At 43.0% G+C, this 23473-nt stretch carries 22 protein-coding genes and 1 tRNA gene; 20 read left to right on the forward strand and 3 right to left on the reverse strand.

Going from position 1 to position 23473, the window contains the following annotated elements; all coding sequences use genetic code 11:
• Nucleotides 1-49: 49 nt before the first annotated feature.
• A tRNA-Met gene (locus tag C9J48_RS26250) sits at nucleotides 50-126 on the forward strand.
• An 821-nt stretch (nucleotides 127-947) separates the two neighbouring features.
• On the opposite strand, the gene queG is transcribed toward C9J48_RS26250, so the two are convergent.
• Complete coding sequence (gene queG / locus C9J48_RS26255; protein ID WP_006233817.1) at nucleotides 948-2081, reverse strand: tRNA epoxyqueuosine(34) reductase QueG; 1134 nt, start codon at nucleotides 2079-2081, stop codon at nucleotides 948-950.
• Between the two features lie 269 nt (nucleotides 2082-2350).
• Here queG and C9J48_RS26260 point away from each other — a divergent pair, with 269 nt between their 5' ends.
• The 12 genes from C9J48_RS26260 (at nucleotide 2351) to motX (ending at nucleotide 15542) form a co-directional block, all read left to right on the forward strand.
• Nucleotides 2351-3841, forward strand: a complete 1491-nt coding sequence (locus tag C9J48_RS26260; protein WP_036804459.1) for a bifunctional ADP-dependent NAD(P)H-hydrate dehydratase/NAD(P)H-hydrate epimerase — start codon at nucleotides 2351-2353, stop codon at nucleotides 3839-3841.
• A gap of 8 nt (nucleotides 3842-3849) precedes the next feature.
• Nucleotides 3850-4314: a tRNA (adenosine(37)-N6)-threonylcarbamoyltransferase complex ATPase subunit type 1 TsaE gene (gene tsaE, locus C9J48_RS26265; protein ID WP_006233815.1), complete on the forward strand. Its 465-nt coding sequence runs from the start codon at nucleotides 3850-3852 to the stop codon at nucleotides 4312-4314.
• A gap of 44 nt (nucleotides 4315-4358) precedes the next feature.
• A complete protein-coding gene (locus C9J48_RS26270) occupies nucleotides 4359-6038 on the forward strand; it encodes an N-acetylmuramoyl-L-alanine amidase (RefSeq protein WP_006233814.1) in 1680 nt (559 codons plus the stop codon).
• A 2-nt stretch (nucleotides 6039-6040) separates the two neighbouring features.
• A complete protein-coding gene (mutL, locus tag C9J48_RS26275; RefSeq protein WP_006233813.1) occupies nucleotides 6041-8194 on the forward strand; it encodes a DNA mismatch repair endonuclease MutL in 2154 nt (717 codons plus the stop codon).
• On the forward strand, nucleotides 8187-9122 hold the full coding sequence (gene miaA, locus C9J48_RS26280; protein WP_006233812.1) for a tRNA (adenosine(37)-N6)-dimethylallyltransferase MiaA: 936 nt from the start codon (nucleotides 8187-8189) through the stop codon (nucleotides 9120-9122). Before mutL ends, miaA begins: the two co-directional genes overlap by 8 nt.
• A 95-nt stretch (nucleotides 9123-9217) precedes the next feature.
• Entirely contained in the window at nucleotides 9218-9475 is a 258-nt protein-coding gene (hfq, locus tag C9J48_RS26285) for an RNA chaperone Hfq (RefSeq protein ID WP_006233811.1), read from the forward strand.
• Between the two features lie 29 nt (nucleotides 9476-9504).
• Entirely contained in the window at nucleotides 9505-10794 is a 1290-nt protein-coding gene (gene hflX / locus C9J48_RS26290) for a ribosome rescue GTPase HflX (protein ID WP_006233810.1), read from the forward strand.
• A gap of 42 nt (nucleotides 10795-10836) precedes the next feature.
• Nucleotides 10837-12000, forward strand: coding sequence for an FtsH protease activity modulator HflK (gene hflK / locus C9J48_RS26295; protein WP_006233809.1), 1164 nt, complete (start codon nucleotides 10837-10839; stop codon nucleotides 11998-12000).
• Between the two features lie 2 nt (nucleotides 12001-12002).
• Nucleotides 12003-12998, forward strand: a complete 996-nt coding sequence (hflC, locus tag C9J48_RS26300; protein ID WP_006233808.1) for a protease modulator HflC — start codon at nucleotides 12003-12005, stop codon at nucleotides 12996-12998.
• Between the two features lie 93 nt (nucleotides 12999-13091).
• Complete coding sequence (locus tag C9J48_RS26305) at nucleotides 13092-13286, forward strand: DUF2065 domain-containing protein (RefSeq protein WP_006233807.1); 195 nt, start codon at nucleotides 13092-13094, stop codon at nucleotides 13284-13286.
• A 121-nt stretch (nucleotides 13287-13407) separates the two neighbouring features.
• Complete coding sequence (locus tag C9J48_RS26310) at nucleotides 13408-14724, forward strand: adenylosuccinate synthase (RefSeq protein ID WP_006233806.1); 1317 nt, start codon at nucleotides 13408-13410, stop codon at nucleotides 14722-14724.
• Nucleotides 14725-14915: 191 nt separating this feature from the next.
• Nucleotides 14916-15542: a flagellar protein MotX gene (motX, locus tag C9J48_RS26315; RefSeq protein WP_006233805.1), complete on the forward strand. Its 627-nt coding sequence runs from the start codon at nucleotides 14916-14918 to the stop codon at nucleotides 15540-15542.
• A 153-nt stretch (nucleotides 15543-15695) separates the two neighbouring features.
• Here motX and hmpA read toward each other — a convergent pair whose 3' ends face one another.
• Nucleotides 15696-16880 (reverse strand): NO-inducible flavohemoprotein, encoded by a 1185-nt coding sequence (hmpA, locus tag C9J48_RS26320; RefSeq protein ID WP_006233804.1) that lies wholly within the window; start codon nucleotides 16878-16880, stop codon nucleotides 15696-15698.
• 102 nt (nucleotides 16881-16982) lie between these two features.
• Between hmpA and nsrR the strand changes: the two genes are divergently transcribed.
• The 7 genes from nsrR (at nucleotide 16983) to rplI (ending at nucleotide 22533) form a co-directional block, all read left to right on the forward strand.
• The gene (gene nsrR / locus C9J48_RS26325) at nucleotides 16983-17417 is read left to right on the forward strand and encodes a nitric oxide-sensing transcriptional repressor NsrR (RefSeq protein ID WP_006233803.1); all 435 of its coding nucleotides are present in this window, start codon (nucleotides 16983-16985) and stop codon (nucleotides 17415-17417) included.
• A 117-nt stretch (nucleotides 17418-17534) separates the two neighbouring features.
• Nucleotides 17535-20096, forward strand: a complete 2562-nt coding sequence (gene rnr, locus C9J48_RS26330; RefSeq protein WP_006233802.1) for a ribonuclease R — start codon at nucleotides 17535-17537, stop codon at nucleotides 20094-20096.
• A complete protein-coding gene (gene rlmB / locus C9J48_RS26335) occupies nucleotides 20096-20833 on the forward strand; it encodes a 23S rRNA (guanosine(2251)-2'-O)-methyltransferase RlmB (RefSeq protein WP_006233801.1) in 738 nt (245 codons plus the stop codon). Before rnr ends, rlmB begins: the two co-directional genes overlap by 1 nt.
• Nucleotides 20834-21063: 230 nt before the next feature.
• Nucleotides 21064-21489 (forward strand): 30S ribosomal protein S6, encoded by a 426-nt coding sequence (rpsF, locus tag C9J48_RS26340; RefSeq protein ID WP_006233800.1) that lies wholly within the window; start codon nucleotides 21064-21066, stop codon nucleotides 21487-21489.
• Between the two features lie 8 nt (nucleotides 21490-21497).
• The gene (gene priB / locus C9J48_RS26345; protein ID WP_107281294.1) at nucleotides 21498-21812 is read left to right on the forward strand and encodes a primosomal replication protein N; all 315 of its coding nucleotides are present in this window, start codon (nucleotides 21498-21500) and stop codon (nucleotides 21810-21812) included.
• A gap of 3 nt (nucleotides 21813-21815) precedes the next feature.
• The gene (gene rpsR / locus C9J48_RS26350) at nucleotides 21816-22043 is read left to right on the forward strand and encodes a 30S ribosomal protein S18 (protein ID WP_006233798.1); all 228 of its coding nucleotides are present in this window, start codon (nucleotides 21816-21818) and stop codon (nucleotides 22041-22043) included.
• 37 nt (nucleotides 22044-22080) lie between these two features.
• Entirely contained in the window at nucleotides 22081-22533 is a 453-nt protein-coding gene (gene rplI / locus C9J48_RS26355) for a 50S ribosomal protein L9 (protein WP_006233797.1), read from the forward strand.
• Nucleotides 22534-22651: 118 nt separating this feature from the next.
• Here rplI and C9J48_RS26360 read toward each other — a convergent pair whose 3' ends face one another.
• Nucleotides 22652-23404, reverse strand: coding sequence for a DUF481 domain-containing protein (locus C9J48_RS26360; RefSeq protein WP_006233796.1), 753 nt, complete (start codon nucleotides 23402-23404; stop codon nucleotides 22652-22654).
• Nucleotides 23405-23473 lie beyond the last annotated feature (69 nt).

Genomic DNA, 23473 nt, shown 5'->3' on the forward strand with positions numbered 1-23473 from the left:
GATGAAACAATAGTTGTTACCGTACTTTAACGGTGAAATATAAATCGGACGCGGGATGGAGCAGTTTGGTAGCTCGTCGGGCTCATAACCCGAAGGTCGTTGGTTCAAATCCAGCTCCCGCAACCAATTTACTTGTTGAGAGACAAGATATGCAGTACTTATATAGTGAGTTATGCATACCTACTACTGGGAAGTAGTAGCACATGTAGCATTCCTGGGTTTATCGATTACCGACAATCTAGTGTGTTGCCTCAAAGCGCTTTTAAACATTGGTTTAAAAGACCATAAGAAGCAATCAGCTTCAATATATCATCTTAGTTTATATATCAGTACAGCCTCTATGAGGTTGGTTTTTTTATCTGATAAAAAGCAAATAAGATGCGCTGTAGTCACCAATCCTGTGAAGCATTGGTATCAAAATACGGTAATAAGCCTTTCATAGCATCGCTATACTTAAGAGCTTGCAATACGTATCTGCTCTCATTTATCCAAATCATAAAGCAGCATGGAAACTTATGTTTTCAGGCTTTATACCCTTGTTGTTAAGTGAAAAATAGCGCTTAGTTCACAGAGTTATCCACAAAAATCAGTCTGTGGGTAAGTCAGTTGATTACATGTGCTGATACGGTGTGAATAACTCTATATCTCTCCTTGCTCTCCTCTTTTTTTAATTATCCACAATATGATTATTAACAGGCTAAAGTGCTGTTTTATATGGCTGTTTTTCTGTTTTTATTATACTTATATACAGCTTGATCAGTATGCTTCGTTATGGAGTGAATAGACGGGATTTGTTATCCACCACCTGTGTTTAATGTTTTAGATACAGGTAGGAAAGAGAAGTGTTGAAAATGTTTTCCACATTCACTAAGAATGTAGGCTAGCTCTCACTTTGTGTGTATAACTTCAGTGTATTACAGTATGCGGGCTCGTGATTTTGAATGTTGCTAAGCGTCTCGTGGAAGACCTTTCTCGACAATGCGAACTAATCTTTTCGTGTTTGATGGTAGTACATCAATCGCATTCTTGGCGTATTTGTCGTGTTGTTTTTTTATTGCCCACTGAATATGTATATCGAGTATCTCATTGAGGGCTAATCGACAGTTTAACGTTTCAAGAATGTCTTCGTTATAAGGTGCGTTCCCCATTGCTATCGCGATGTTTCGTAGCCATTGGATATGACCAATACGGCGAATGGCAGAGCCTTCAGTATTCTTTAGAAATGTAGCTTCATCCCATAAAAATAGCGTTGTTAAATCTTGCTGATACAAGTTGTCTCTGCAGTGATAATCCGTTTCTTGCGTGATTTCACCGTTACGGCTAAATGGACAGACTAACTGACAATCATCACAACCGTATATACGGTTTCCTATCTTCTCTCTTAACTCTTCTGGTATTACACCATCAAATTCAATCGTTAAATAAGAAATGCAGCGTCGTGCATCGACAATGCCTTCTTCAACAATGGCGCCAGTTGGGCAGCTTGTTATGCAGGCAACACATTTACCACATTGGTTCTCTTGAGGTGTATCGACGGGAAGTGGTAGATCAATGAGCAATTCGCCAAGAAAGAACCAAGAACCACTATCACTATTTAGAATCAATGAATGTTTCCCTGTCCAGCCGAGCCCTGCTTTTTCAGCTAATGGACGCTCTAGAATTGGCGCAGAGTCAACAAACGGACGGTATCCAAATTGGCCGACTTCTTTTTCAATTCGTTGACCAAGTTGTTTAAGGCGATTACGGATAAGCTTGTGATAATCGCGCCCCAGAGAGTAACGACTAATGTAAGCTTTGAGCGGTTGCTTGAGTGTTTGAGCAAATCCAGCCTCTGGAGGCAGGTAGTTCATTCTTACACTGATCACGCGAACGGTATGCGGCAACAATTCAGCTGGGCGAGCACGCATCATTCCGTGGCGTGCCATCCAATCCATTTCTCCATGGTATCCTGCATCTAACCAGCGTTGTAACTGGGCTTCATGTTTTTGCAGATCCACATCGCAGATCCCGACGTCTTGGAATCCTAGCTCTTTTCCCCATAGCTTTATTTGCTGGGTGAGTGCGGTGTAATCGATGCTCATGATAGTTAGAGAATAGCCGTAAATTATGGGGTGCGAAGTGTACCACATAAGATTAAAACCAAAAGGGCTAGAACGGAAGAAATAGTCCATCAATTGATGTGGCATATATTCAAGGTTTTGACTGTTTTTCTCGTGTAATGCTGAGTTTTTTTTATACTTACTTATTAACTTGAAAGCCTTTGTGGTTTGAGTGTGTTTTTATTCAATTAATATGTGCCATCGTTATGGTGAAGCATTTATATACTTGGCGATAGATTAGAAGGCAGGTAATGATGATTGCGCAGTTACCGACAAAGCTATATCGAGCGGAACAGGTTCGTAACGGTGAAAAAGCCGTGGCAAAAATATTACATATTGATATGTACGAACTTATGGAACGTGCTGGTCAAGCGGTGTTCATTACCTTAAAGAAATGTTTTCCAGCCGCGCGTTCGATAACGGTTTGTTGCGGAGGCGGAAACAATGGTGGTGACGGTTATATTGTTGCCCGCTTAGCCCTTCAAGCAGGCTTAGACGTGCAACTTTTGCAACTTGATGTAGCCAAAACACTGATGGGGGATGCCGCTAGAGCGCAAGATGCGTGGCTAGCTGCTGGCGGTAAAGTTGAGTCATTTTCTGATACAACCACATTTACTTCAACGGATGTCATCATCGATGCTTTATTAGGGACTGGGCTAAGCGGAACGGTACGAGTGAATATCGCTCGTTATATCGAAATGATGAATCAAGTCAGTAAACCAGTTATTGCTGTTGATGTTCCTTCAGGGCTTTGCGCTGATACTGGCGCAAAGCTTGGCATTGCGATTAATGCGACGTTAACCGTGACTTTTATTGGTATAAAGCAAGGGTTGTGTACTGGTCAAGCTGGCCATCACTGTGGTGAGTTATTGTATGCCGATCTTGAAGTGGAGAGTACTTTTTTAACCGTTGTAAAACCAACCGCATTTCGTGTAGAGCACAATCATGTTAAGCAGTGTTTACCTGTACGGCATCGTTCAGCGCACAAAGGCTCTTATGGCCGAGTATTGTGTATTGGTGGTGACATTGGCATGGCGGGAGCAATTCGTTTAGCTGCAGAGGCATGTGCTAGAACGGGGGCTGGGCTGTCGGCGGTTATTACGCAACCTGACAATATTTTGTCAATCGTAACCGCAAGACCTGAAATAATGGTACAAGGTTGGTCTGACAAAGCCCATAAGAGCATTTCAAGAGTCGAATGGGCTGATGTTGTCGTATTGGGACCAGGGCTAGGAACGAGTAATTGGAGTAAAGCTTTATTCAATATTGTACGATCAACAGAAAAAAAGACGGTATTTGATGCTGATGGATTGAACTTATTAGCACAATCACCAGACTATAAAAAGAATCGTATAATAACGCCTCACCCAGGCGAAGCTGCACGTTTATTAAATATGGCTATTAACGAGATTGAACGTGACCGTTTTGCTGCTGTGCGAAAGTTGCAACAAAAGTACGGTGGTGTGGCGGTATTAAAAGGTGCGGGAACCCTTATTTTTGATGGACAGCAACTTTGGGTTTGTACTGCCGGTAATCCAGGAATGGCTACTGGTGGCATGGGCGATGTACTATCAGGTATTATTGGCGCGTTATTAGGGCAGGGATTATCCTTAGCGGATGCTGCCTGTGTAGGCGTATGGATCCACAGTAAATCGGCTGATTTATGCGCTCAGAAGGGAGAGCGTGGTATGCTGGCAAGTGATCTATTTCCGTATATTCGACAATTAATAAACCCAAGATAAAGATAATAATGCAAAAATTTGAAACCTTTCTTGCTGATGAGCAGGCAACAGTAGATTTAGGCCTTAGCCTTGCTAAGGCATGTGAACGCCAGACAACGATTTATCTTCATGGTGATCTTGGCGCAGGTAAAACAACGTTTAGTCGTGGTTTTATTCGTGCTTTAGGACATAAGGGGAATGTTAAAAGCCCGACTTATACCTTGGTTGAACCGTACGAGTTACCACCTTGGCAAGTGTATCATTTCGATTTATATCGTCTTGCTGATCCTGAAGAATTAGAGTTTATGGGGATCCGTGATTACTTTACAAATGACGCCATTTGTTTAGTGGAATGGCCTGAAAAAGGGCAGGGCTTGTTACCGGAGCCTGATATCGACTTGGAATTACGTTATCAAGGTGAACAGCGACAAGTAACGATTACAGCCAATAATGAGTATGGCTGCATGTTGATTAAGCGTTTGGAGATGTGTTGATAAGGATGTCTGTTCGTTCCTGTATAACGATTTGGGTATTAGGCATGGTGGGGCTATTTAGCTCCATCGTTGCAGCTAATGAATTGAAAGGTGTTCGAGTTTGGCCAGCGCCAGATGAAACACGTGTTGTGCTTGATATGAAAAGTGAGGCGACATATTCCTATTTTACACTGACTAAACCTAACCGTTTAGTTGTTGATTTAAAAACAACATCATTAAAAACTAAACTACCTGTTATCGTAAGTGACAGTGCTGTATTGACGAAAATTCGTAGTAGCAGTGCTCCTGATAAGGGATCTTTTCGCCTTGTTTTTGAAACGAAAACGGGTATGACACCCAAGCTATTCACATTAGCACCGACGCCAGATGGTCATTATGGTTATCGCTTAGTGCTCGATTTGCCGCATGGTAAGGCAGCCTCTATAGCCCAGAAAGAAAAGCCCCCAGGGAAAGTAACCACTAACCAACAGGCACAATTACCCTCAGGGCGTGATGATATCATTATCGCGATTGATCCTGGGCATGGTGGTGAAGACCCAGGTTCTATCGGACCAACCAGAAAATATGAAAAGAATGTAACATTAGCTGTTTCTAAAAAAGTGGCAGCCAAAATTAATGCGACATCAGGTATGAAAGCTGTAATGACACGTAGCAGCGATTACTTTGTGAATTTGAATAAGCGTTCTGAAATTGCACGTAAAAATAAATCACATTTATTAGTTTCAATACATGCTGATGGTTTTACTAAGCCCCAGCCTCGCGGGGCATCCGTTTGGGTACTTAATACTCGACGTGCAAATAGCGAGATAGGACGTTGGCTAGAACAGCAAGAGAAGCAATCTGAATTGCTGGGTGGCGGTGATGTACTGTCTGGTGATAATGATGATCAGTACCTCAGTATGGCGGTACTTGATTTGCAATTCGGCAATTCGACCAAAGAAGGCTATGAAGTTGCTACCAATGTATTAAAGGAAATCAGCAAAGTGACGCGTTTGCATAAAAGCAAACCAGAACACGCAAGTTTAGCGGTACTGAAGTCGCCAGATATTCCATCGTTGTTGGTTGAAACTGGGTTTATAACTAACCCAACCGAAGAACGTTTATTAAATTCGTCATCGCACCAAAATAAGTTAGCCAATGCTATTTATAAAGGTATCTTGGCGTATTTTGAAACTAACCCTCCGGAAGGAACGTTATTTGCTTCTCGCAAAGGTGGTGTGAAACATAAAGTAACATCAGGGCAGTCATTGAGTGTGATTGCGAAGCGTTATGGGGTGTCGATATCGTCGATCAAGTCAGTGAATAACTTGAAGTCGAATAATTTGCATATTGGGCAGGTTCTCATCATTCCTGGTTCTTCGGCATCGAATACAGTGAGAACATCTTCTATATCAGCGTCTTCTTCGCCAGCAACGGTTAAGAAAGTGGTGATACATAAGGTACAGCGTGGTGACTACCTGGGTAAAATTGCCAGTAAATACAGCGTTACGATGGACAGTATTCGTCAGCTTAATAACCTAAAGTCTGACAATGTTATGGTCGGGCAAAAGTTAAAAGTGGAAGTGGATGCGCCTAAGTCGATTAGCCATAAAGTTAAGCGCGGTGAATTTCTGGGTAAAATTGCAACCAGTTATGGGGTCTCGGTAGATAGCATACGTAATGCTAATAAGCTAAAGTCTGATAAACTAGCAGTTGGTCAGACGTTAATTATACCAAGAAGTTAATTATGCCGATTCAAATTTTACCTGCTCGGCTGGCAAACCAGATTGCAGCAGGTGAAGTCGTAGAACGACCAGCCTCTGTGGTTAAAGAGCTGGTCGAAAACAGTCTGGATGCCGGTGCCACTCGTATTGATATTGATATCGATAAAGGGGGTAGCCGTACGATCCGTATTCGCGATAACGGTAAAGGTATTGCGAAGGATGAACTCGGGCTGGCACTTAGTCGCCATGCAACCTCTAAAATATCTTCATTAGATGATTTAGAAGCCATTGTTAGCCTCGGTTTTCGTGGTGAAGCATTGGCCAGTATTAGTTCTGTCTCGCGTTTAACCCTCACTTCACGCACTGCAACTCAAGAAGAAGCTTGGTCTGCCTATGCTGAAGGGCGAGATATGGATGTGCAGTTAAAACCAGCAGCACATCCAATAGGCACCACAATTGAAGTACTTGACCTCTTTTTCAATACTCCTGCTCGTCGTAAGTTTTTACGCACTGAAAAAACAGAATTTAATCACATTGATGAACTGCTAAAGCGCATAGCGCTTAGTCGCTTCGATGTGTCGATTACCTTGCGTCATAACGGCAAGACCATTCGTCAATATCGCGCTTCCCAAACACAAATTCAAAAAGAGCGTCGTTTAGTATCGGCATGTGGTCAAAGCTTTTTGCAACATGCATTAGCAGTGGAGCTTGAGCATGGTGATTTAAAATTATCAGGCTGGATTTGCACGCCGCAAGGGTCACGGTCACAAAATGATGTTCAGTACTGTTATGTGAATGGTCGCATGATGAAAGATAAGCTGATCAATCATGCTATTCGTCAAGCCTACGAGGCCAACTTAGCCTCCGATCAATACTCAGCGTATGTGCTCTTTATTGAAGTTGACCCTCATCAGGTGGATGTGAATGTACACCCAGCTAAGCATGAGGTGCGTTTTCACCAAGCTCGGTTAGTACATGATTTTATTTATCAGGGAATTCAAAGTGCTCTTCAGCAAGGGGCGATGGATGAGCAGCAGAGTTATCATGCGCCACAGCGGGCAAGCGCAATAGCGACACCTTATGCTGATACTGCCTCTGAATCGGTAGAGAGTGCTCACTCTCACCAAATAGCAGAAGCCGCGCCCGCATTACAGGCAATTGCAGACAGCCCAAACTACCCGAATAAAGCGCAACCTGAAGAATGGTTGTCTTCTTCTGTGGCGAGTGAGTCAGCATCGAATACACAACACCAAGAACGAAATGATAAGCGAGAACGCAATGATCGTGCAGTAGAGCGTTCAGATTATACAAATGGTAAGCGTGCTATCGATAGCCTTTCACCACAGAGTAATGGGAATAGCGGATCAGGGCGAAGTTCGCAATCGAGTTATGATACAGCTCAACGACGTAATAATGCTGGATATCAACCAGAAATCGGGCCTTCAAAGCAGGAAGTCGCGGCTTATCAACGACTCATTCAAACACCACCATCAATACCTTCACACGCTTCATCGGTAGGCGCATCAGCAAAAGCTAGTACAACGTTAACTGGTGAGAGCCGTACCACTGCTGTTACTCGACAAAATGTGGTTGATACCCAAGTTGGAGTCGGGTTAGGCAAAGCACTGAGTATTGTGGCAGAGCGTTATTTATTGGTTAGTCGGCATGATGGTATTCATGTACTGTCACTCGATCATGCTCAACGCTTGCATCATAAAGGCCAGTTACGCTTAGCTGCCACGGAAGGATTGAAACCTCAGCCGTTATTGATCCCACATTCAGTGCCTGTTGAGTCAGATTTGATAGCATGTGCAGAGCAACATGCACTGCTTTTAAAACAGTTAGGTATCAATTTAAAAGCGAAAGGTAAGTCTGGATTAATTATTTTGTCGGTTTGTTTGCCTTTAAGGCAGCAAAACTTACAACAGCTTATCCCAAATTTGTTAACCTACTTGTTATCTATCGCAGAAGATCCTGACGCACAGGGCTGGGATAAATTATGGGATTGGTTAGCAACACAGTGTGTGATGCCCGTTGATACATTTAGTTTGTCTCAGGCGATCCAATTAGTGACCGAACTAGAACAACTGTGGGGAAGTGATATTGAACAACATAACCAATATTTACTTCGCCCCGTAGATGTTAGTAAAGCAATAGAAGCCTTTTTATATGAGTAAGCCATTACCACAAGCTATTTTTCTTATGGGTCCAACTGCATCAGGAAAAACTGATCTTGCTATTCGTTTGCGAGAACAATTGCCTGTAGAGTTGATTAGTGTCGACTCTGCCCTTATTTATAAGGGGATGGATATCGGAACTGCGAAGCCGGATGAGCGAGAACTTTCGTTAGCACCGCATCGTTTGATTGATATTCGTGATCCAGCGCAAAGTTATTCTGCTGGAGACTTCCGGACTGATGCACTTAAAGAAATGGCTGATATAGTTGCAGAAGGGCGTATACCCTTGTTGGTCGGTGGTACTATGTTGTACTACAAGGCTTTACTTGAAGGTTTGTCACCTTTACCGGCTTCGGACCCAGACGTTCGAGCTGGGATAGAACGAGAAGCACAAGAGAAAGGCTGGCAATTTTTGCACGAGGAATTAGTAAGGATTGACCCAGTTTCGGGAGCTAGGATCCATCCTAATGATCCACAACGTTTATCTCGAGCATTAGAAGTTTTTCGTATTTCAGGTAAAACATTAACTGAGTTGACGAAAACTCAAGGTGAACCATTGCCATATCGGGTTCATCAATTTGCAATAGCACCCAAGGATAGGGCTGTTTTACATCAACGGATCGAACAACGTTTTGAGAACATGATCGAAGCTGGCTTTGAAGAAGAAGTACGTGCTTTGTATCAGCGAGGTGATCTTCACCCCGATTTGCCATCAATTCGTTGCGTTGGTTATCGACAGATGTGGGACTACTTGGGCGGGAATTGTGATTTAGACGAAGCGGTCTTCCGTGGTGTCTGTGCAACCCGTCAATTGGCGAAGCGTCAAATTACCTGGCTACGTGGCTGGAAAGATTTGACGTGGTTGGATAGCAATAATGGGGATGCTGCGTTACAAACAGTCACAAACTCAATTAGATGTGATGTTTGATTAGCGTGTATACTCTGAATTGTTTTGCGTATTTTTTAGTTTGTGTTCGTTGCTAATTACAACTACAAATAAATAAATAAATAAGGAAAAAAAGAATGGCTAAGGGGCAATCTCTACAAGACCCGTTTTTGAATGCGCTGCGTCGTGAAAGAATACCGGTCTCAATTTACCTGGTGAACGGCATTAAACTTCAAGGCCAGATTGAATCATTTGATCAGTTTGTGATTCTGCTTAAAAACACTGTTAACCAGATGGTTTATAAGCATGCAATTTCTACAGTTGTTCCAGCTCGTCCGGTGAATCATCACCATGCGAGCGATCGTCCAGCTACCCCAGAAAAAGCAGAAGAATAATATTTTATTCAAAGTAAGGAGTTGATTGCTTGTTTGACCGTTATGAAGCCGGTGAACAGGCGATTCTTGTTCATATCAACTTCACGCAAGACGGGGAATGGGAAGATCTAAGCGAATGTGAAATGCTGGTCTCCTCTGCGGGAGTGAATACGCTACGTGTTGTCACTGGTAGCCGAAAAACTCCCCTCCCTAAGTACTATGTGGGAGAAGGTAAAGCGCAAGAAATTGCCGATGCAGTTCGTGCTGAAGAAGCCGAAATTGTCATATTTAACCACTCCCTATCTCCAGCGCAAGAGCGTAATCTTGAGCAATTGTGTCAATGTAGGGTGATAGATAGAACAGGTTTAATCCTTGATATTTTTGCCCAGCGTGCACGTACCCACGAAGGTAAACTTCAAGTGGAACTTGCTCAGTTACGTCATATTTCAACTCGATTAATTCGAGGCTGGACTCACCTTGAGCGTCAAAAAGGTGGTATTGGTCTTCGAGGCCCGGGTGAAACTCAGCTGGAAACGGATCGCCGCTTATTGCGTGATCGCATTAAGACAATTTTACGTAGATTAGATAAAGTGTCAAAACAGCGAGAGCAGGGACGACGAGCACGAAACCGTGCTGAAATTCCTACTATTTCTCTGGTCGGCTATACCAATGCCGGTAAATCTACTTTGTTTAATCGCATTACAGATGCAGGGGTGTACGCAGCTGATCAGCTGTTTGCAACACTGGATCCAACATTACGTAAAATAGATGTAGCTGATGTGGGGACATCAATTCTGGCTGATACAGTAGGATTTATTCGTCACTTACCCCACGATTTAGTGGCTGCATTTAAAGCAACACTGAAAGAAACCCAAGAAGCGACGTTGTTGCTTCATGTGGTTGATGCCAGTGATGAGCGTTTCCGTGAAAACATGGACGCAGTTCATTTAGTGCTAGATGAAATCGATGCTGGTGATGTACCTCGCTTGATAGTCATGAATAAAATTGACTGCTTGGAAGGTGCTGAACCTCGCATAGAAAGAGATGAAGACGGGCTTCCCCGTTGTGTTTGGGTATCTGCAATGGAAGGTATAGGTATTGACCTATTGTTCCAAGCGTTAACTGAACGTCTTTCTGGCACCATGGTAAAACATACTTTACGTTTACCGCCTGAGAATGCGGGTCGATATCGAAGTAAGTTTTATCAGCTTGGCTGTATTTTGCGTGAAGAGTATGAATCTGATGGATGCCTAATGGTTGATATTCGATTACCGTTGGCCGATTGGTCACGGTTACAAAAAAAAGAAAGTAATTTGTTAGATGACTTTATCGTTGCTTAATGGATTAAAACTGTCGTCATATCATATTGATGGAGTTCTATAATGGCGTGGAATGAGCCTGGTAACAACGACGGCCGTGATAAAGACCCTTGGGGTAATAAGAATCGCGGCGGACGTGAGCAAGGACCACCAGACCTCGACGAGGTTTTTTCAAAACTAAGTCGTAAACTTGGTGGTATTTTTGGGAATGGAAATAAAAAAGGTCCTTCAACTGGTGGCAGCGCTATTGGTTTAGGGGTAGTTGCAGTGCTGGCTACTGCAGTTTGGGGTTTTTCAGGTTTCTATACCATTGGTGAAGCTGAACGAGGCGTAGTATTACGTTTTGGTAAGTTTTATGAAATGGTTGATCCTGGCCTTAACTGGAAGCCTACATTTGTTGATGAAGTTACGCCGGTAAACGTTCAGGCAATTCGTTCACTACGCAGCTCTGGTTTAATGTTAACCAAAGATGAAAACGTATTGAAAGTAGAAATGGATGTGCAATACCGTGTTTCTGAAGCGCAAAACTACTTATTCAGCGTAACAAATGCTGATGATAGTTTACGCCAAGCAACAGATTCTGCATTGCGCGCTGTGATTGGTGATTCGACGATGGATGAGGCCTTAACAACGGGTCGTCAGGTTATTCGAGCGAGTACTCAAGAAGCGATTGAGAAGATCATTGAAAATTACGACATGGGTATCCTTGTTGTTGATGTGAACTTCCAGTCAGCACGTCCACCATCAGAAGTACAAGATGCTTTTGATGATGCGATTGCCGCACGAGAAGATGAAGAACGTTTTGTGCGTGAATCTGAAGCTTACAGCAACGATATTTTGCCTAAAGCAACTGGTCATGCAGAACGTTTGAAGAAAGAAGCACAAGGTTATTCTGAGAAAACCATCAATGGTGCTCTGGGTGAAGTGGCTCAATTTGAGAAATTATTGCCTGAGTATGAAGTTGCTAAAGATGTAACGCGTAGTCGTTTGTACCTTGAAACGATGGAACGTGTTTACAGCAATACCAGCAAAGTGATGATTGACTCTAAGTCGAATGGTAACTTGTTGTATTTACCGCTTGATAAACTAATGAATCAATCTGGTGATACGAAGACTAAAGCCGGTACATCAAGCAGTTCATATGGTATCGAGCTTGAAAAGGTTGAAAGCCCAACTCCAGCATCGACGTCACCACGTTCTGATACTGGCCGTCAAGGGAGATATTAATCATGCGTAAATTAATGATCCCAGTGGTTGTCATCTTTATCGCTCTGTTACTCATGTCTTTATTCGTAGTGAATGAAGGTGAGCGCGGTATTGTGGTACGTTTTGGTCGTATCTTGAAAGACAACAATACTGAAGTTGCTCGTATTTACGAGCCTGGTTTACATTTTAAAGTGCCACTATTTGACCGTGTACGTACACTAGATGCACGTATGCAGACAATGGATGACCAAGCTGACCGTTTTGTAACAGCAGAGAAAAAAGATGTAATCATCGATACGTACGTAAAGTGGCGTATCAGTGATTTTGGTCAGTACTACCTAACAACAGGTGGTGGTGATAAGTCGACTGCTGAAGCACTCTTAAAGCGTAAAGTTGTTGATAACCTTCGTGCCGAAATTGGTTCGAAAGAAATCAAGCAAATTGTTTCAGGCCCAGAGCGTAAAGCTATTGTTGAAGTTGTAGATGAACCTGCTGCTGCTGAAGCCGTTGTGAATGAGATTATTGCTGAAGTTGCACCTCGTAAAGAAGTGGAAGGTCAGCGTGATCAAATCATGGCAGATGTACTTGCTGAAACAAAAGTAAGTGCAATGAAAGATTTGGGTGTTGAAGTTGTTGATTTCCGTATGAAGAAAATCAACCTTCCGGATGAGATCAGTGAATCTATATACCGTCGTATGCGAGCTGAGCGTGAGTCTGTTGCGCGTAAGCACCGTGCACAAGGTAGAGAGAAAGCGGAAGTAATCCGTGCTCAATCTGAACTTGAAGTAGCGAAAATTCTTGCAGAAGCGGATCGTGAAGCACGAGTGCTTCGTGGTAGTGCCGACGCAACAGTTGCTAAGATTTATGCTGATGCATTTAATCAAGATCCAGAGTTCTATAACTTCTTACGTTCATTAAAGGCGTATGAGAAGAGCTTTAGTTCTAAGAGCGATATTCTGATCGTTGATCCGAATACAGAGTTCTTTAAGTACATGAAAGAGTCGAACGGCGTAAACTAATACGCGGTTGATGTTAGATAAGAAGACAAGGCATTAGCCTTGTCTTTTTTTTTGTGGCAACAATGCCACGGTGTTATTACAGAGAAACAAGATATGTCGAATACGATTTGGATGGCACTAGGATTAGTCTTAATTGTTGAAGGGTTAGGTCCACTACTTGCACCTAAAGGGTGGCGAGATATGGTGAGCCAGCTAAGCCAACAGAATGATAACAACTTACGCCGCATTGGCGGATGCCTTGTTGTTACTGGCAGTGTTATTGCTTACATGATGTATCGCAGTATGTAAATCAGGTAAGTATGTATTCGTGATACCCTTCTTGCTGAAATATTCCTTACCGTTAAAAAATGACTGCAAGGCGTACAGTAAGGTGCTAGAATCCTTTTTTAACTACAGATAGACGAAGAAGATGGCAAATAATGTAGTCGTTCTTGGCACCCAATGGGGTGACGAAGGTAAAGGTAAGATAGTAGACCTATTAACCGAAGATGCAAAATATGTAGTTCGCTACCAAGGCGGACACAATGCAGGTCACACCCTAGTCATTGACGGTGAAAAAACTGTCCTTCACCTGATTCCATCAGGCATTCTGCGTAACAATGTTAAGTGTATTATCGGTAACGGTGTTGTACTTTCTCCTGATGCGTTGATGAAAGAAATGGGTCCACTAGAAGAACGTGGTATTCCTGTTCGTGAGCGTTTGTTCCTTTCAGAAGCTTGTCCGCTAATCCTTCCGTATCATATCGCTCTTGACCAAGCGCGCGAAGTTGCGCGTGGCAAGAAAGCTATCGGTACAACAGGCCGTGGTATCGGTCCTGCGTACGAAGATAAAGTAGCACGTCGCGGTTTACGTGTTGGCGATCTATTCGATAAAGAAGCATTTGCTGAGAAGCTTAAAGAAGTTATGGCTTACCACAACTTCCAGCTTGAGCATTACTACAATGCTGAACCTGTAAGCTACGATGAAGTACTAGCAAACGTTATGGCGCAATCTGACGTGCTAACTGCGATGGTTATCGATGTAACACAAGAGCTTGATGAGGCGCGTAAGCGTGGCGACAAGATCATGTTTGAAGGTGCACAAGGTACACTTCTAGACATTGACCACGGTACTTACCCGTACGTAACATCTTCTAATACTACTGCTGGCGGTGTTGCTGCTGGTTCTGGTTTCGGTCCTCGTCACTTAGGTTATATCCTAGGTATCGCGAAAGCATACTGTACACGTGTAGGTGCAGGTCCATTCCCGACTGAGCTATACGATGGTCTAGATAAGCAAGACCCAGTTGGTAAGCACCTAGGTACAGTTGGTAACGAGTTTGGCGCAACGACAGGTCGTTTACGTCGTACTGGTTGGTTTGATGCCGTGGCTATGCGTCGTGCAGTACAGATCAACTCAATCTCGGGTTTCTGCCTAACTAAGCTAGACGTAATGGACGGCTTAAAAGAGATCAAGATTTGTACTGGTTACAAAACTCAAGACGGTAAAACTTTAAGTGTTTCTCCAATGGCTGCAGATGCTTACGAGAACCTAGAGCTAATTTACGAAACAATGCCTGGTTGGTCTGAAAATACGTTTGGTGCTAAGACACTTGATGCGCTTCCACAAGCAGCATTAAATTACATTGCTCGTATTGAAGAGTTAACGGGTGTGCCAATCGATATTATTTCGACTGGTCCAGATCGTAATGAAACTATTATCAAGGTTCACCCATACGGTGAATAATTACCTAATAAGGTAATTGATAATGTTTGATGAAAGCCAACCGAAAGGTTGGCTTTTTTATTGCCTGTTATTTGATGTTACCCTCTAGTCTATTTTTAAGTGGCAAAAAGTTGCCGTTTTTTTATCGCTTTTCTCTAAAGTCTGAAATGGTGTGGTCGATAAGCTATTTACGGCTTAAGAGAGATTAGTTGATGAACCTGCGTCACTTATTATTTTCGACATTACTGGTAGTTACACCTGTATATGCATTGGAAGATGTAGGTGATGCTGTGCCTGTTTACACTGACGCTGAATTGATTAAGTTATTTGAAAGCAATACCCATCTGCAGCAACTAAAAGTAGATGATTGCCAGCTGGTACAAGATATTGAAGCACGAGCGAAACGCGTAGAATCCCCCTCTTACCAGTTCTTGTATGGCGATATGCTGGCTTGGGGCGTCTGTGTTGAGCGGGATGTTGAGTTAGGCGTGTATTACATGCAGTCTGCTGCGCACCAAGGTTCACCAGCGGCACTTGAACAGCTTGGTCGTTATTATGCAAAAGGCACGTTAGTTCAACAAGACCGTGAACGGGCTATCCCATATTTGCGTGAAGCTGCTGCAATGGGCAATGTTGATGCCCGCATTCAACTTGCTGAGTTATTATTGAATAATTACGGTAGCCCACTGGATTTTGAAGATGCATATCGCTGGTTGTATAACACAGTAACGGCCAGTAAGAGCTCGCATCGAAAGATTGCCCAGTTACGTATGGGGCTTGAGCGCCGGATGCCTGAAAACATTATTGCACGAGCAAAACGTCGTGATACTTTCTGGTAAAGATTTATCTTGTCTTAATTATCTCGATTTTTGACCCCTTATTCCCCCTAATAAAAAAGCGTAACCATTGGCTACGCTTTAGAACTATGACACTTCGCTTTTATTGTACATACTGAATCAGTGAGCAGCTTCAGCACGTTCCCACAGTATCTTTTATAGTACTTTATGTGGACCAAAGCATTCGTAGTGAATATTGCCTTCTTGCACACCTAATTCAATAAGCTGTTTTGCAACATGCTGCATGAAACCAACTGGACCACAGAAGTAATAATGCGTTGCAGGGTCAATTAATTGCGGTGCAACAACATTCAAATCAATCATGCCTTGGTAATCGAAATCTTCAGCTGGGCGATCAGTGGCGAGTGGTTCACGATACCAAGTTGTCGCACTGATATGATCGTACTTATCTGCCAGCGCATTCACATAATCTTTAAAGGCGTGGTGACTACCATTTTCAGTTGCGTGCAACCAATGCACTGATGCTTGATGCTCTGTTAACGCATCTAACATTGATAATGTTGGTGTTAAACCTACACCAGCTGAAATTAATGTAACGGGTGTAGTTGCCGGTACATCTAAAAAGAAATCGCCTGCAGGTGCGGCAAGTTGTACGGTATCACCAACAGTGAGTTCATTGTGCAGGTAATTAGAGACTTTACCGCCTTCTTCACGCTTAACCGAGATTCGGTAACTATCGGTACGTGGCGCTGATGATAAGCTGTACTGACGTATTTCCTGAAATTCAAAGGCGTCAGGAGTGAGGTAGATACCTAGGTATTGTCCCGGTTTAAAGTTTGAAACCGTGCCACCATCTGTTGGCTTGAAAGTGAAACTGGTAATAACATCACTTTCTTGTGTTTTTTCGATTAATGTAAATTCACGCGTTCCACGCCAGCCACCCGTTTTGTCTTCATTTTCTTGATAGATCGCTTCTTCGCGAGTAATGAATACGTTGGCAAGTACGCCGTATGCTTCACCCCAAGCATCTAATACTTCTTGTCCTGGTGACAACAATTCATCAATCGTTGCCAATAAATGACCGCCAACAATTTGATATTGTTCAGCAGTAATCATGAAACTTGTATGTTTATGAGCGATTTTTTCAACAGCAGGCAATAGGGCGGCTAGATTGTCGATGTTGTTCGCATAGGCGCAAATTGCATTAAATAATGCTTCTCGTTGATCGCCATTGCGCTGATTACTCATATTAAAAATATCTTTGAGTTCAGGGTTATGGCTAAACATGCGCTCATAAAAGTGCGCGGTTAGTTTTGGGCCTGTTGCAGCGACAACTGGCGCTGTTGCTTTAACGATATCAATAGTTTGTTGACTTATCATGACTTTCTCTTAAAGTTATATTTATAATGCACCTTATAAGTTGTATCTGATCTGTATCTTTTAGTCAAGAACAAGATTAAAATGGACGAAAGAGGAGTTATTGTGCAGTTAACCAGTTTTACAGACTACGGCCTTCGTGCCTTGATATACCTTGCAACTTTGCCTGAGGGCGAATTAACCAGCATTAGTAAAGTGACTGAAGTTTATGGTGTATCCCGTAACCACATGGTTAAGATCATTAATAAATTAGGTCAACTTGGCTATGTGGATACTGTGCGAGGAAAAAACGGTGGTATTCGTTTAGGAATGCCTGCTAACAGAATTATTCTGGGTGATGTGGTGCGTGCAACTGAACCGCTGCAGATCGTTAATTGCAGTGAAGATTTTTGTCATATTACGCCAGCCTGCCAACTAAAAGGAATTTTGGCATCAGCAAGAAGTGCGTTTTTAGCTGAGCTTGATAAACATACTTTGCTAAGCTTAATTGATAATAATCCACCGTTACTTGTATTGCTTGATCGTCCTGTAACGGAATAACGCATATAACAATAACTTCCCATCTTATTAGTGGAGTAAAGTTTTTTGCTTTGCTCCCGTCTGTTCACCTATGGTTTGAGTATACCTAACGTATATTTTGCCAACATGGATCAGCTTATGTCCAAAGGTACAACCGATTTACCGGTCGATCCTTTCCGCGATCGCGAAGCATCAAATTACGAAAACCCAATTCCAAGCCGTGAACTTCTACTTGAAGTAATTCGTGGCTTTTCTGCTCCTGTTAGCCGTGATCAGTTATTTACTGAACTAAAGCTAGAAGGAGATGACCATTACGAAGGTTTACGTCGTCGCTTACGTGCGATGGAACGTGATGGTCAACTTATTTTTACTCGTCGTCAGTGTTACGCCTTACCTGAACGTCTCGACCTCATTAAAGGTCATGTTATTGGTCATCGTGATGGCTTTGGTTTCGTGCGCCCTGAAGGTGTCGGAAACAAAGATGACCTTATGCTGCCTAGCCACCAAATGCGTGGTGTGATTCACGGTGATTACATTTTGGCGCAAGTGTCAGGTGTCGATAAACGTGGACGTCGTGAAGGCCGTGTTGTTCGTATTTTACAAGAAAGCACCAAGCAAATTGTGGGTCGTTTCTTCATTGAAGAGAGCATGGGGTACGTGGTGCCTGACGATTCCCGCATTTCGCAAGATATCGTGATCCCGAACGATTTCCGCATGGGGGCTCGTATGGGAAATGTTGTGGTGGTTGAAATCAATCAACGTGCCACTCGTCAGCATAACGCGGTAGGTAAAGTCGTCGAAGTGTTGGGCGAAAACATGGCACCGGGTATGGAAATCGAAATTGCCCTACGTACCCATGATATTCCAAACGAATGGCCATCTGAAGTTACGAAGCAAATTCAGGGGCTAGGCGAAGAAGTACCTGAAGAAGCAAAAGCAGGACGTGTTGATTTACGTGATTTACCGTTAGTTACGATCGATGGTGAAGATGCTCGTGACTTTGATGATGCTGTTTTTTGTGAGCGTAAAAAGTCAGGTGGCTGGCGTTTATGGGTAGCAATTGCTGACGTAAGCCATTACGTTCGTCCAGCTTCAGCATTAGACAACGAAGCAACTAAACGTGGTAACTCGGTTTACTTTCCTTCCGAAGTGATCCCGATGTTACCTGAAGTGTTGTCGAACGGTTTATGTTCACTGAACCCACAAGTCGATCGCTTGTGTATGGTTTGTGAAATGACCATTTCCGATTCAGGTAACCTGTCAGGTTATAAGCATTACGAAGCGGTAATGAATTCTCATGCACGTCTTACTTACACCAAAGTGAGTAAAATGTTGGATGGTGATGAAGAGTTACGCGAACGTTATGCGCCATTAGTTCCTCATTTGGAAGAACTCTTTGGCATGTATAAAGTGCTGAAGAAATCACGTGAAGAGCGTGGTGCGATTGAGTTTGAAACAATCGAAACGCAGTTTATCTTCAATGCAGATCGTAAGATTGACCGCATTGTGCCTGCAGAGCGTAACGAAGCACATAAAATCATCGAAGAATGTATGATTTTAGCCAATATTGCATCAGCACGTTTTGTTGAAAAAGCCAAAGAGCCTGCATTGTATCGTGCACACGATGTTCCTGGCGAAGAACGCTTACAGGGTTTCCGTGATTTCTTGGGTGAGTTAAGCCTGCATTTATCGGGTGGTCTTGAGCCTACACCGCGTGATTATGCGGCATTGGCGACGCTAATTCATGATCGCCCTGATAAAGAATTGATTCAAACCATGTTGCTTCGTTCTATGAAGCAAGCTTTGTATCAAGCCGATAATATCGGTCACTTCGGTTTAGCACTGAAGCAATACGCGCACTTTACGTCACCAATTCGTCGTTACCCTGATTTAACCTTACACCGCGCAATTAAGTACTTAATTGCGAAAAATGAAGGTAAGAACGAAGATCGCTGGACACCAACTGGTGGTTATCATTACTCATTCGATGATATTGATAAAATCGGTGAGCAATGTTCAATGACAGAGCGTCGTGCAGATGATGCAACACGTGATGTGGCTGATTGGCTGAAATGTGAGTACATGCAAGACCATATCGGCGATGAATTCGAAGGTGTGATTGCGAATGTAACAGGCTTTGGTTTCTTTGTTCGTTTAAAAGAGCTGAACATTGATGGCCTAGTACACATTTCGAATTTAGCGAATGATTACTACCAATATGATGCTATTGGTCAGCGATTGATTGGCGACAGTTCTGGTTTGGTTTACCGTTTAGGTGATACGGTTCAGGTTAAGGTTGCTGCCATTAATTTGAATGATCGCCAGATTGATTTTGATATTGCTGGTAGTAACCGTAAACCGCGTGGTGAAGGTAAAACAGCAAAGAAAAAACAACAGCGAATGCGTAAAGCAGAAGGTATGCGCTCATTCGGCGGGAACCCAGCTAAGAAAGCGTTCATTGTTGAAGATGGTGAAGCAAAAACTGCGCATCGTTCGAAATCAAAGAGAGTACGCTCATCGGTGCGCCAAAAGCTGAAAGAAGGTGCTGTACCATTGGCTGAGGGTGATAAAGGTCCTGCTACGGGGGATCCAAAGTCAAAGAAAGCGAACGACCCTAAGCGTAAAGTGAAGAAATCAAGCAAGGCACGAAAGAAACAGCGTGCTGGTAAAAAAGAACGGTTAGAGAAGAAGGCTAATTAATGAGTAATGACATGATTTTCGGTATTCATGCCGTAAAAGCTGTTTTAGCGACAGACCCGGTACGTTTAATCGAAGTATTTGTGCTAAAAGATCGTCAAGATGATCGCTTAATGCCGCTACTTACTGAATTGAAAGACTTAGGTATTACTATTCAGCAAGCAGGTCGTAAAGCATTAGACGACAAAGCTAAAGGCGCATCTCATCAAGGTATTATTGCTCGTGTTAAGCCTGCAAAACAGCTTAATGAGCACGATTTAGATGCCATCTTAGAAGGCTCTGAAAATCCGCTGTTATTGATTTTAGATGGCGTAACTGATCCTCATAATCTAGGTGCTTGTTTACGTAATGCTGATGCTGCTGGTGCCGCTGCGGTAATTATTCCTAAAGACCGTGCAGCACAGCTGACTGCAACCGCAAGTAAAGTAGCTTGTGGTGCTGCTGAAGTGATGCCTCTGGTACGTGTAACGAACTTGGCGCGTACCATGCGTGCACTGCAAGACAAAGGTGTGTGGATTGTCGGTACTGCTGGTGAAGCAACGCATGATATTTACCACAGTAAACTAACAGGGCCATTAGCCATTGTTATGGGTGCTGAAGGTGAAGGAATGCGTCGTCTGACGCGTGAAACATGTGATGACTTAATCAAGATCCCAATGGCTGGCTCTGTTTCAAGTCTTAATGTGTCTGTCGCGACAGGTATTTGTTTATTTGAAGCTGTACGTCAACGTCAGATTTAGTCTTTTATTTTAGCTAGATAGCGACATTATGAAGTACATAAAAGGGCTGTGATTTTCACAGCCCTTTTTTATTTTCATTTTTACTGGGATTAATACCTAAAATCTCTTGCTTCAACTGGGTATTCTCTATACTATTCGGTGTCCAAATTCTCGGTTCTTTTTTTAGTTCCTTGCTTCCTCTGGTTAACCGAGCCAAATCTGGAAGCTGATTAATCCGTAAGGAGCAACCAATGCGTCATTACGAAATCGTATTCATGGTGCACCCTGATCAAAGCGAACAGGTTGCTGGCATGATCGAACGTTACACTGGTTCAATCAAAGATTCTGGTGGTCAAATTCACCGTCTAGAAGATTGGGGCCGCCGTCAAATGGCTTACCCAATCAACAAACTGCACAAAGCACACTATGTTCTTATGAACATCGAAGCTGAGCAGTCTGTAGTTGACGAACTTGAAACGACTTTCCGTTTCAACGATGCTGTGATCCGTAACATGATCATGCGTGCGAAAAACGCTGTAACTGAGCCATCTCCAATGATGAAGGCTAAAGAAGAGCGTTTCACTAAGCGTGACGACCGCGAAGAGCGTTCAGATCGTTCAGAAGCGCCACGTGCAGAAGCTCCAGCACAAGCTGAAGACGAAGCTGCAGCTGAGTAATTTGTAATATGACCAATCGTCTGGAGTTGTCTGGTGTTATAGCCAAAGACCCCAAGCGAAGCCAATCCCCGGCAGGTGTGCCTCATTGTCACTTTGTGCTTGAGCATCGCTCCTACCAACGGGAAGCTGATTTACTTCGGCAGGTGTATTGCTACATCAATGTAGTAATCAGTGGTAAAGGTCTACAAGTTCTCACTCAAGATTTAGCCGTTGGCGTACACACTAAGGTAGCGGGATTTATCTCATACCAAACCGGCCGTAATGGCATAGGTAAATTAGTGTTGCATGCCGACCACATTGAAATAATTTGTTCAGGAGATTAGCCCATGGCACGTTTCTTCCGTCGTCGTAAATTCTGTCGTTTCACTGCAGAAGACGTACAAGAGATCGACTACAAAGACGTAGTTACTCTAAAAAACTACATTACTGAAGCTGGTAAAATTGTACCGAGCCGTATCACTGGTACTCGTGCTAAATACCAACGTCAGCTAGCTCGCGCTATCAAGCGTTCTCGTTACCTAGCACTTCTACCGTACACAGATAAGCATCTGTAAGCGTAGTAGTTTTTAGACTTATAAAGAGGACAAGATAATGCAAGTTATTCTACTTGATAAAATCGGTAACCTAGGTAGCCTAGGCGATCAAGTTAACGTTAAGTCTGGTTACGCTCGTAACTTCCTTATCCCACAGGGTAAAGTTGTTATGGCTACTAAAGCTAACGTTGAAATGTTCGAAACTCGCCGTGCAGAACTAGAAGCTAAAGTTGCTGAGCAACTAGCTGCTTCTGAAGCTCGTGCAGAAAAATTAGCTGCTCTAGAAGCGATCGTTATCGCATCTAAAGCAGGTGACGAAGGTAAACTATTCGGTTCTATCGGTACTCGCGATATCGCTGACGCTATTACAGCGGCAGGCGAAGCAGTAGTGAAGAGCGAAGTTCGTCTACCTGAAGGCGCGCTACGTAACACTGGCGAATACGAAGTTAGCATTCAGCTAAACTCTGACGTATTCGCTAAAGTTAACCTAACAATTGTTGCTGCAGAGTAATAGTTTTTAGTGTTAATAAAAAAAACCAGCCTTTGGGCTGGTTTTTTTGTATCTGTAATATGCCATTCATAACTGAATTTAACGGTTTCGACAGAACTTCTTCCCTGAAACCGATGCACTAAATCTTAAACAGTAAATTGACTGTCATGGTTGAATCTCTCTTTTTCAAACCATCGGGTACCCAACTATTATATTTTTGTGAACTGCTAATCTTTATCGCAATGTGTTCGGTCACAGAGCTAGTCAGATTTATTTCACTTTCTAACGTACTGTTACTGTTACCCGCTATGCCTGTTAGTCGTAGATTCAATTCCATATTTTTAACTGGCTTCCACGTTACTTTGGTACTTGCCCTGATAATCAGTTCGTCGACCGTATCTGGTAAGACGATGTCATCGTCGCTAATTTCATCAAGATTGGGTTCTTGATGACGATAGCCTGGACCAGCTTCCACTTCCATCAAGACGGTTTCGCGACGTAAGAGCTGATAACCCATACCTGTTGCTAAGGTAAAATCGATAAAGTACGGCCCATAGCGATCGTCAACATAATTAGCATTACCCAATAGATAGGCACGCTCATTAATTTTCATATCTGACTGTAATTCTAACGAACCTTTACGTTTGTCTTCTTCGCCATCTTTATTGACTAATAAGTACTTTGCTTCACCTGAGTGACGGAATTGGTTTTTTACATACGTAAGTCCAAGCCGCGTGTTCAACGATTGTGAGTCTGAATTACCCGACAATGATTGGTAACCAAGCTCTATCTCCGTAGATAGCGGTGAAGGGGGGAGGTTTGGAGTATCGTCATCATCAGCATAAGCGTGAGAACTGGCAAGCAGTAGTAAAGCGAGTAAGTATCTTGCCAAGTGTCCTCCGTTGCTCGAGTATTATTTAAATAGCGTGTCGGTATAAATGCTGGCGGGCAGTTTACCTTA

Source organism: Photobacterium profundum, from assembly GCF_003026285.1.
GTDB classification, from domain to species: domain Bacteria; phylum Pseudomonadota; class Gammaproteobacteria; order Enterobacterales; family Vibrionaceae; genus Photobacterium; species Photobacterium profundum.

What these genes read in the sequence shown, in the direction of transcription:
- rlmB (WP_006233801.1), top strand. Translation starts at nt 20,096, where the DNA reads ATGAGTAATGACATGATTTTCGGTATTCATGCCGTAAAAGCTGTTTTA.
- rplI (WP_006233797.1), top strand. Translation starts at nt 22,081, where the DNA reads ATGCAAGTTATTCTACTTGATAAAATCGGTAACCTAGGTAGCCTAGGC.
- rpsR (WP_006233798.1), top strand. Translation starts at nt 21,816, where the DNA reads ATGGCACGTTTCTTCCGTCGTCGTAAATTCTGTCGTTTCACTGCAGAA.
- rpsF (WP_006233800.1), top strand. Translation starts at nt 21,064, where the DNA reads ATGCGTCATTACGAAATCGTATTCATGGTGCACCCTGATCAAAGCGAA.
- C9J48_RS26260 (WP_036804459.1), top strand. Translation starts at nt 2,351, where the DNA reads ATGATGATTGCGCAGTTACCGACAAAGCTATATCGAGCGGAACAGGTT.
- hfq (WP_006233811.1), top strand. Translation starts at nt 9,218, where the DNA reads ATGGCTAAGGGGCAATCTCTACAAGACCCGTTTTTGAATGCGCTGCGT.
- C9J48_RS26310 (WP_006233806.1), top strand. Translation starts at nt 13,408, where the DNA reads ATGGCAAATAATGTAGTCGTTCTTGGCACCCAATGGGGTGACGAAGGT.
- hmpA (WP_006233804.1), bottom strand. Translation starts at nt 16,880, where the DNA reads ATGATAAGTCAACAAACTATTGATATCGTTAAAGCAACAGCGCCAGTT.
- rnr (WP_006233802.1), top strand. Translation starts at nt 17,535, where the DNA reads ATGTCCAAAGGTACAACCGATTTACCGGTCGATCCTTTCCGCGATCGC.
- miaA (WP_006233812.1), top strand. Translation starts at nt 8,187, where the DNA reads ATGAGTAAGCCATTACCACAAGCTATTTTTCTTATGGGTCCAACTGCA.
- motX (WP_006233805.1), top strand. Translation starts at nt 14,916, where the DNA reads ATGAACCTGCGTCACTTATTATTTTCGACATTACTGGTAGTTACACCT.
- C9J48_RS26270 (WP_006233814.1), top strand. Translation starts at nt 4,359, where the DNA reads ATGGTGGGGCTATTTAGCTCCATCGTTGCAGCTAATGAATTGAAAGGT.
- mutL (WP_006233813.1), top strand. Translation starts at nt 6,041, where the DNA reads ATGCCGATTCAAATTTTACCTGCTCGGCTGGCAAACCAGATTGCAGCA.
- queG (WP_006233817.1), bottom strand. Translation starts at nt 2,081, where the DNA reads ATGAGCATCGATTACACCGCACTCACCCAGCAAATAAAGCTATGGGGA.
- priB (WP_107281294.1), top strand. Translation starts at nt 21,498, where the DNA reads ATGACCAATCGTCTGGAGTTGTCTGGTGTTATAGCCAAAGACCCCAAG.
- C9J48_RS26305 (WP_006233807.1), top strand. Translation starts at nt 13,092, where the DNA reads ATGTCGAATACGATTTGGATGGCACTAGGATTAGTCTTAATTGTTGAA.
- hflC (WP_006233808.1), top strand. Translation starts at nt 12,003, where the DNA reads ATGCGTAAATTAATGATCCCAGTGGTTGTCATCTTTATCGCTCTGTTA.
- hflK (WP_006233809.1), top strand. Translation starts at nt 10,837, where the DNA reads ATGGCGTGGAATGAGCCTGGTAACAACGACGGCCGTGATAAAGACCCT.
- tsaE (WP_006233815.1), top strand. Translation starts at nt 3,850, where the DNA reads ATGCAAAAATTTGAAACCTTTCTTGCTGATGAGCAGGCAACAGTAGAT.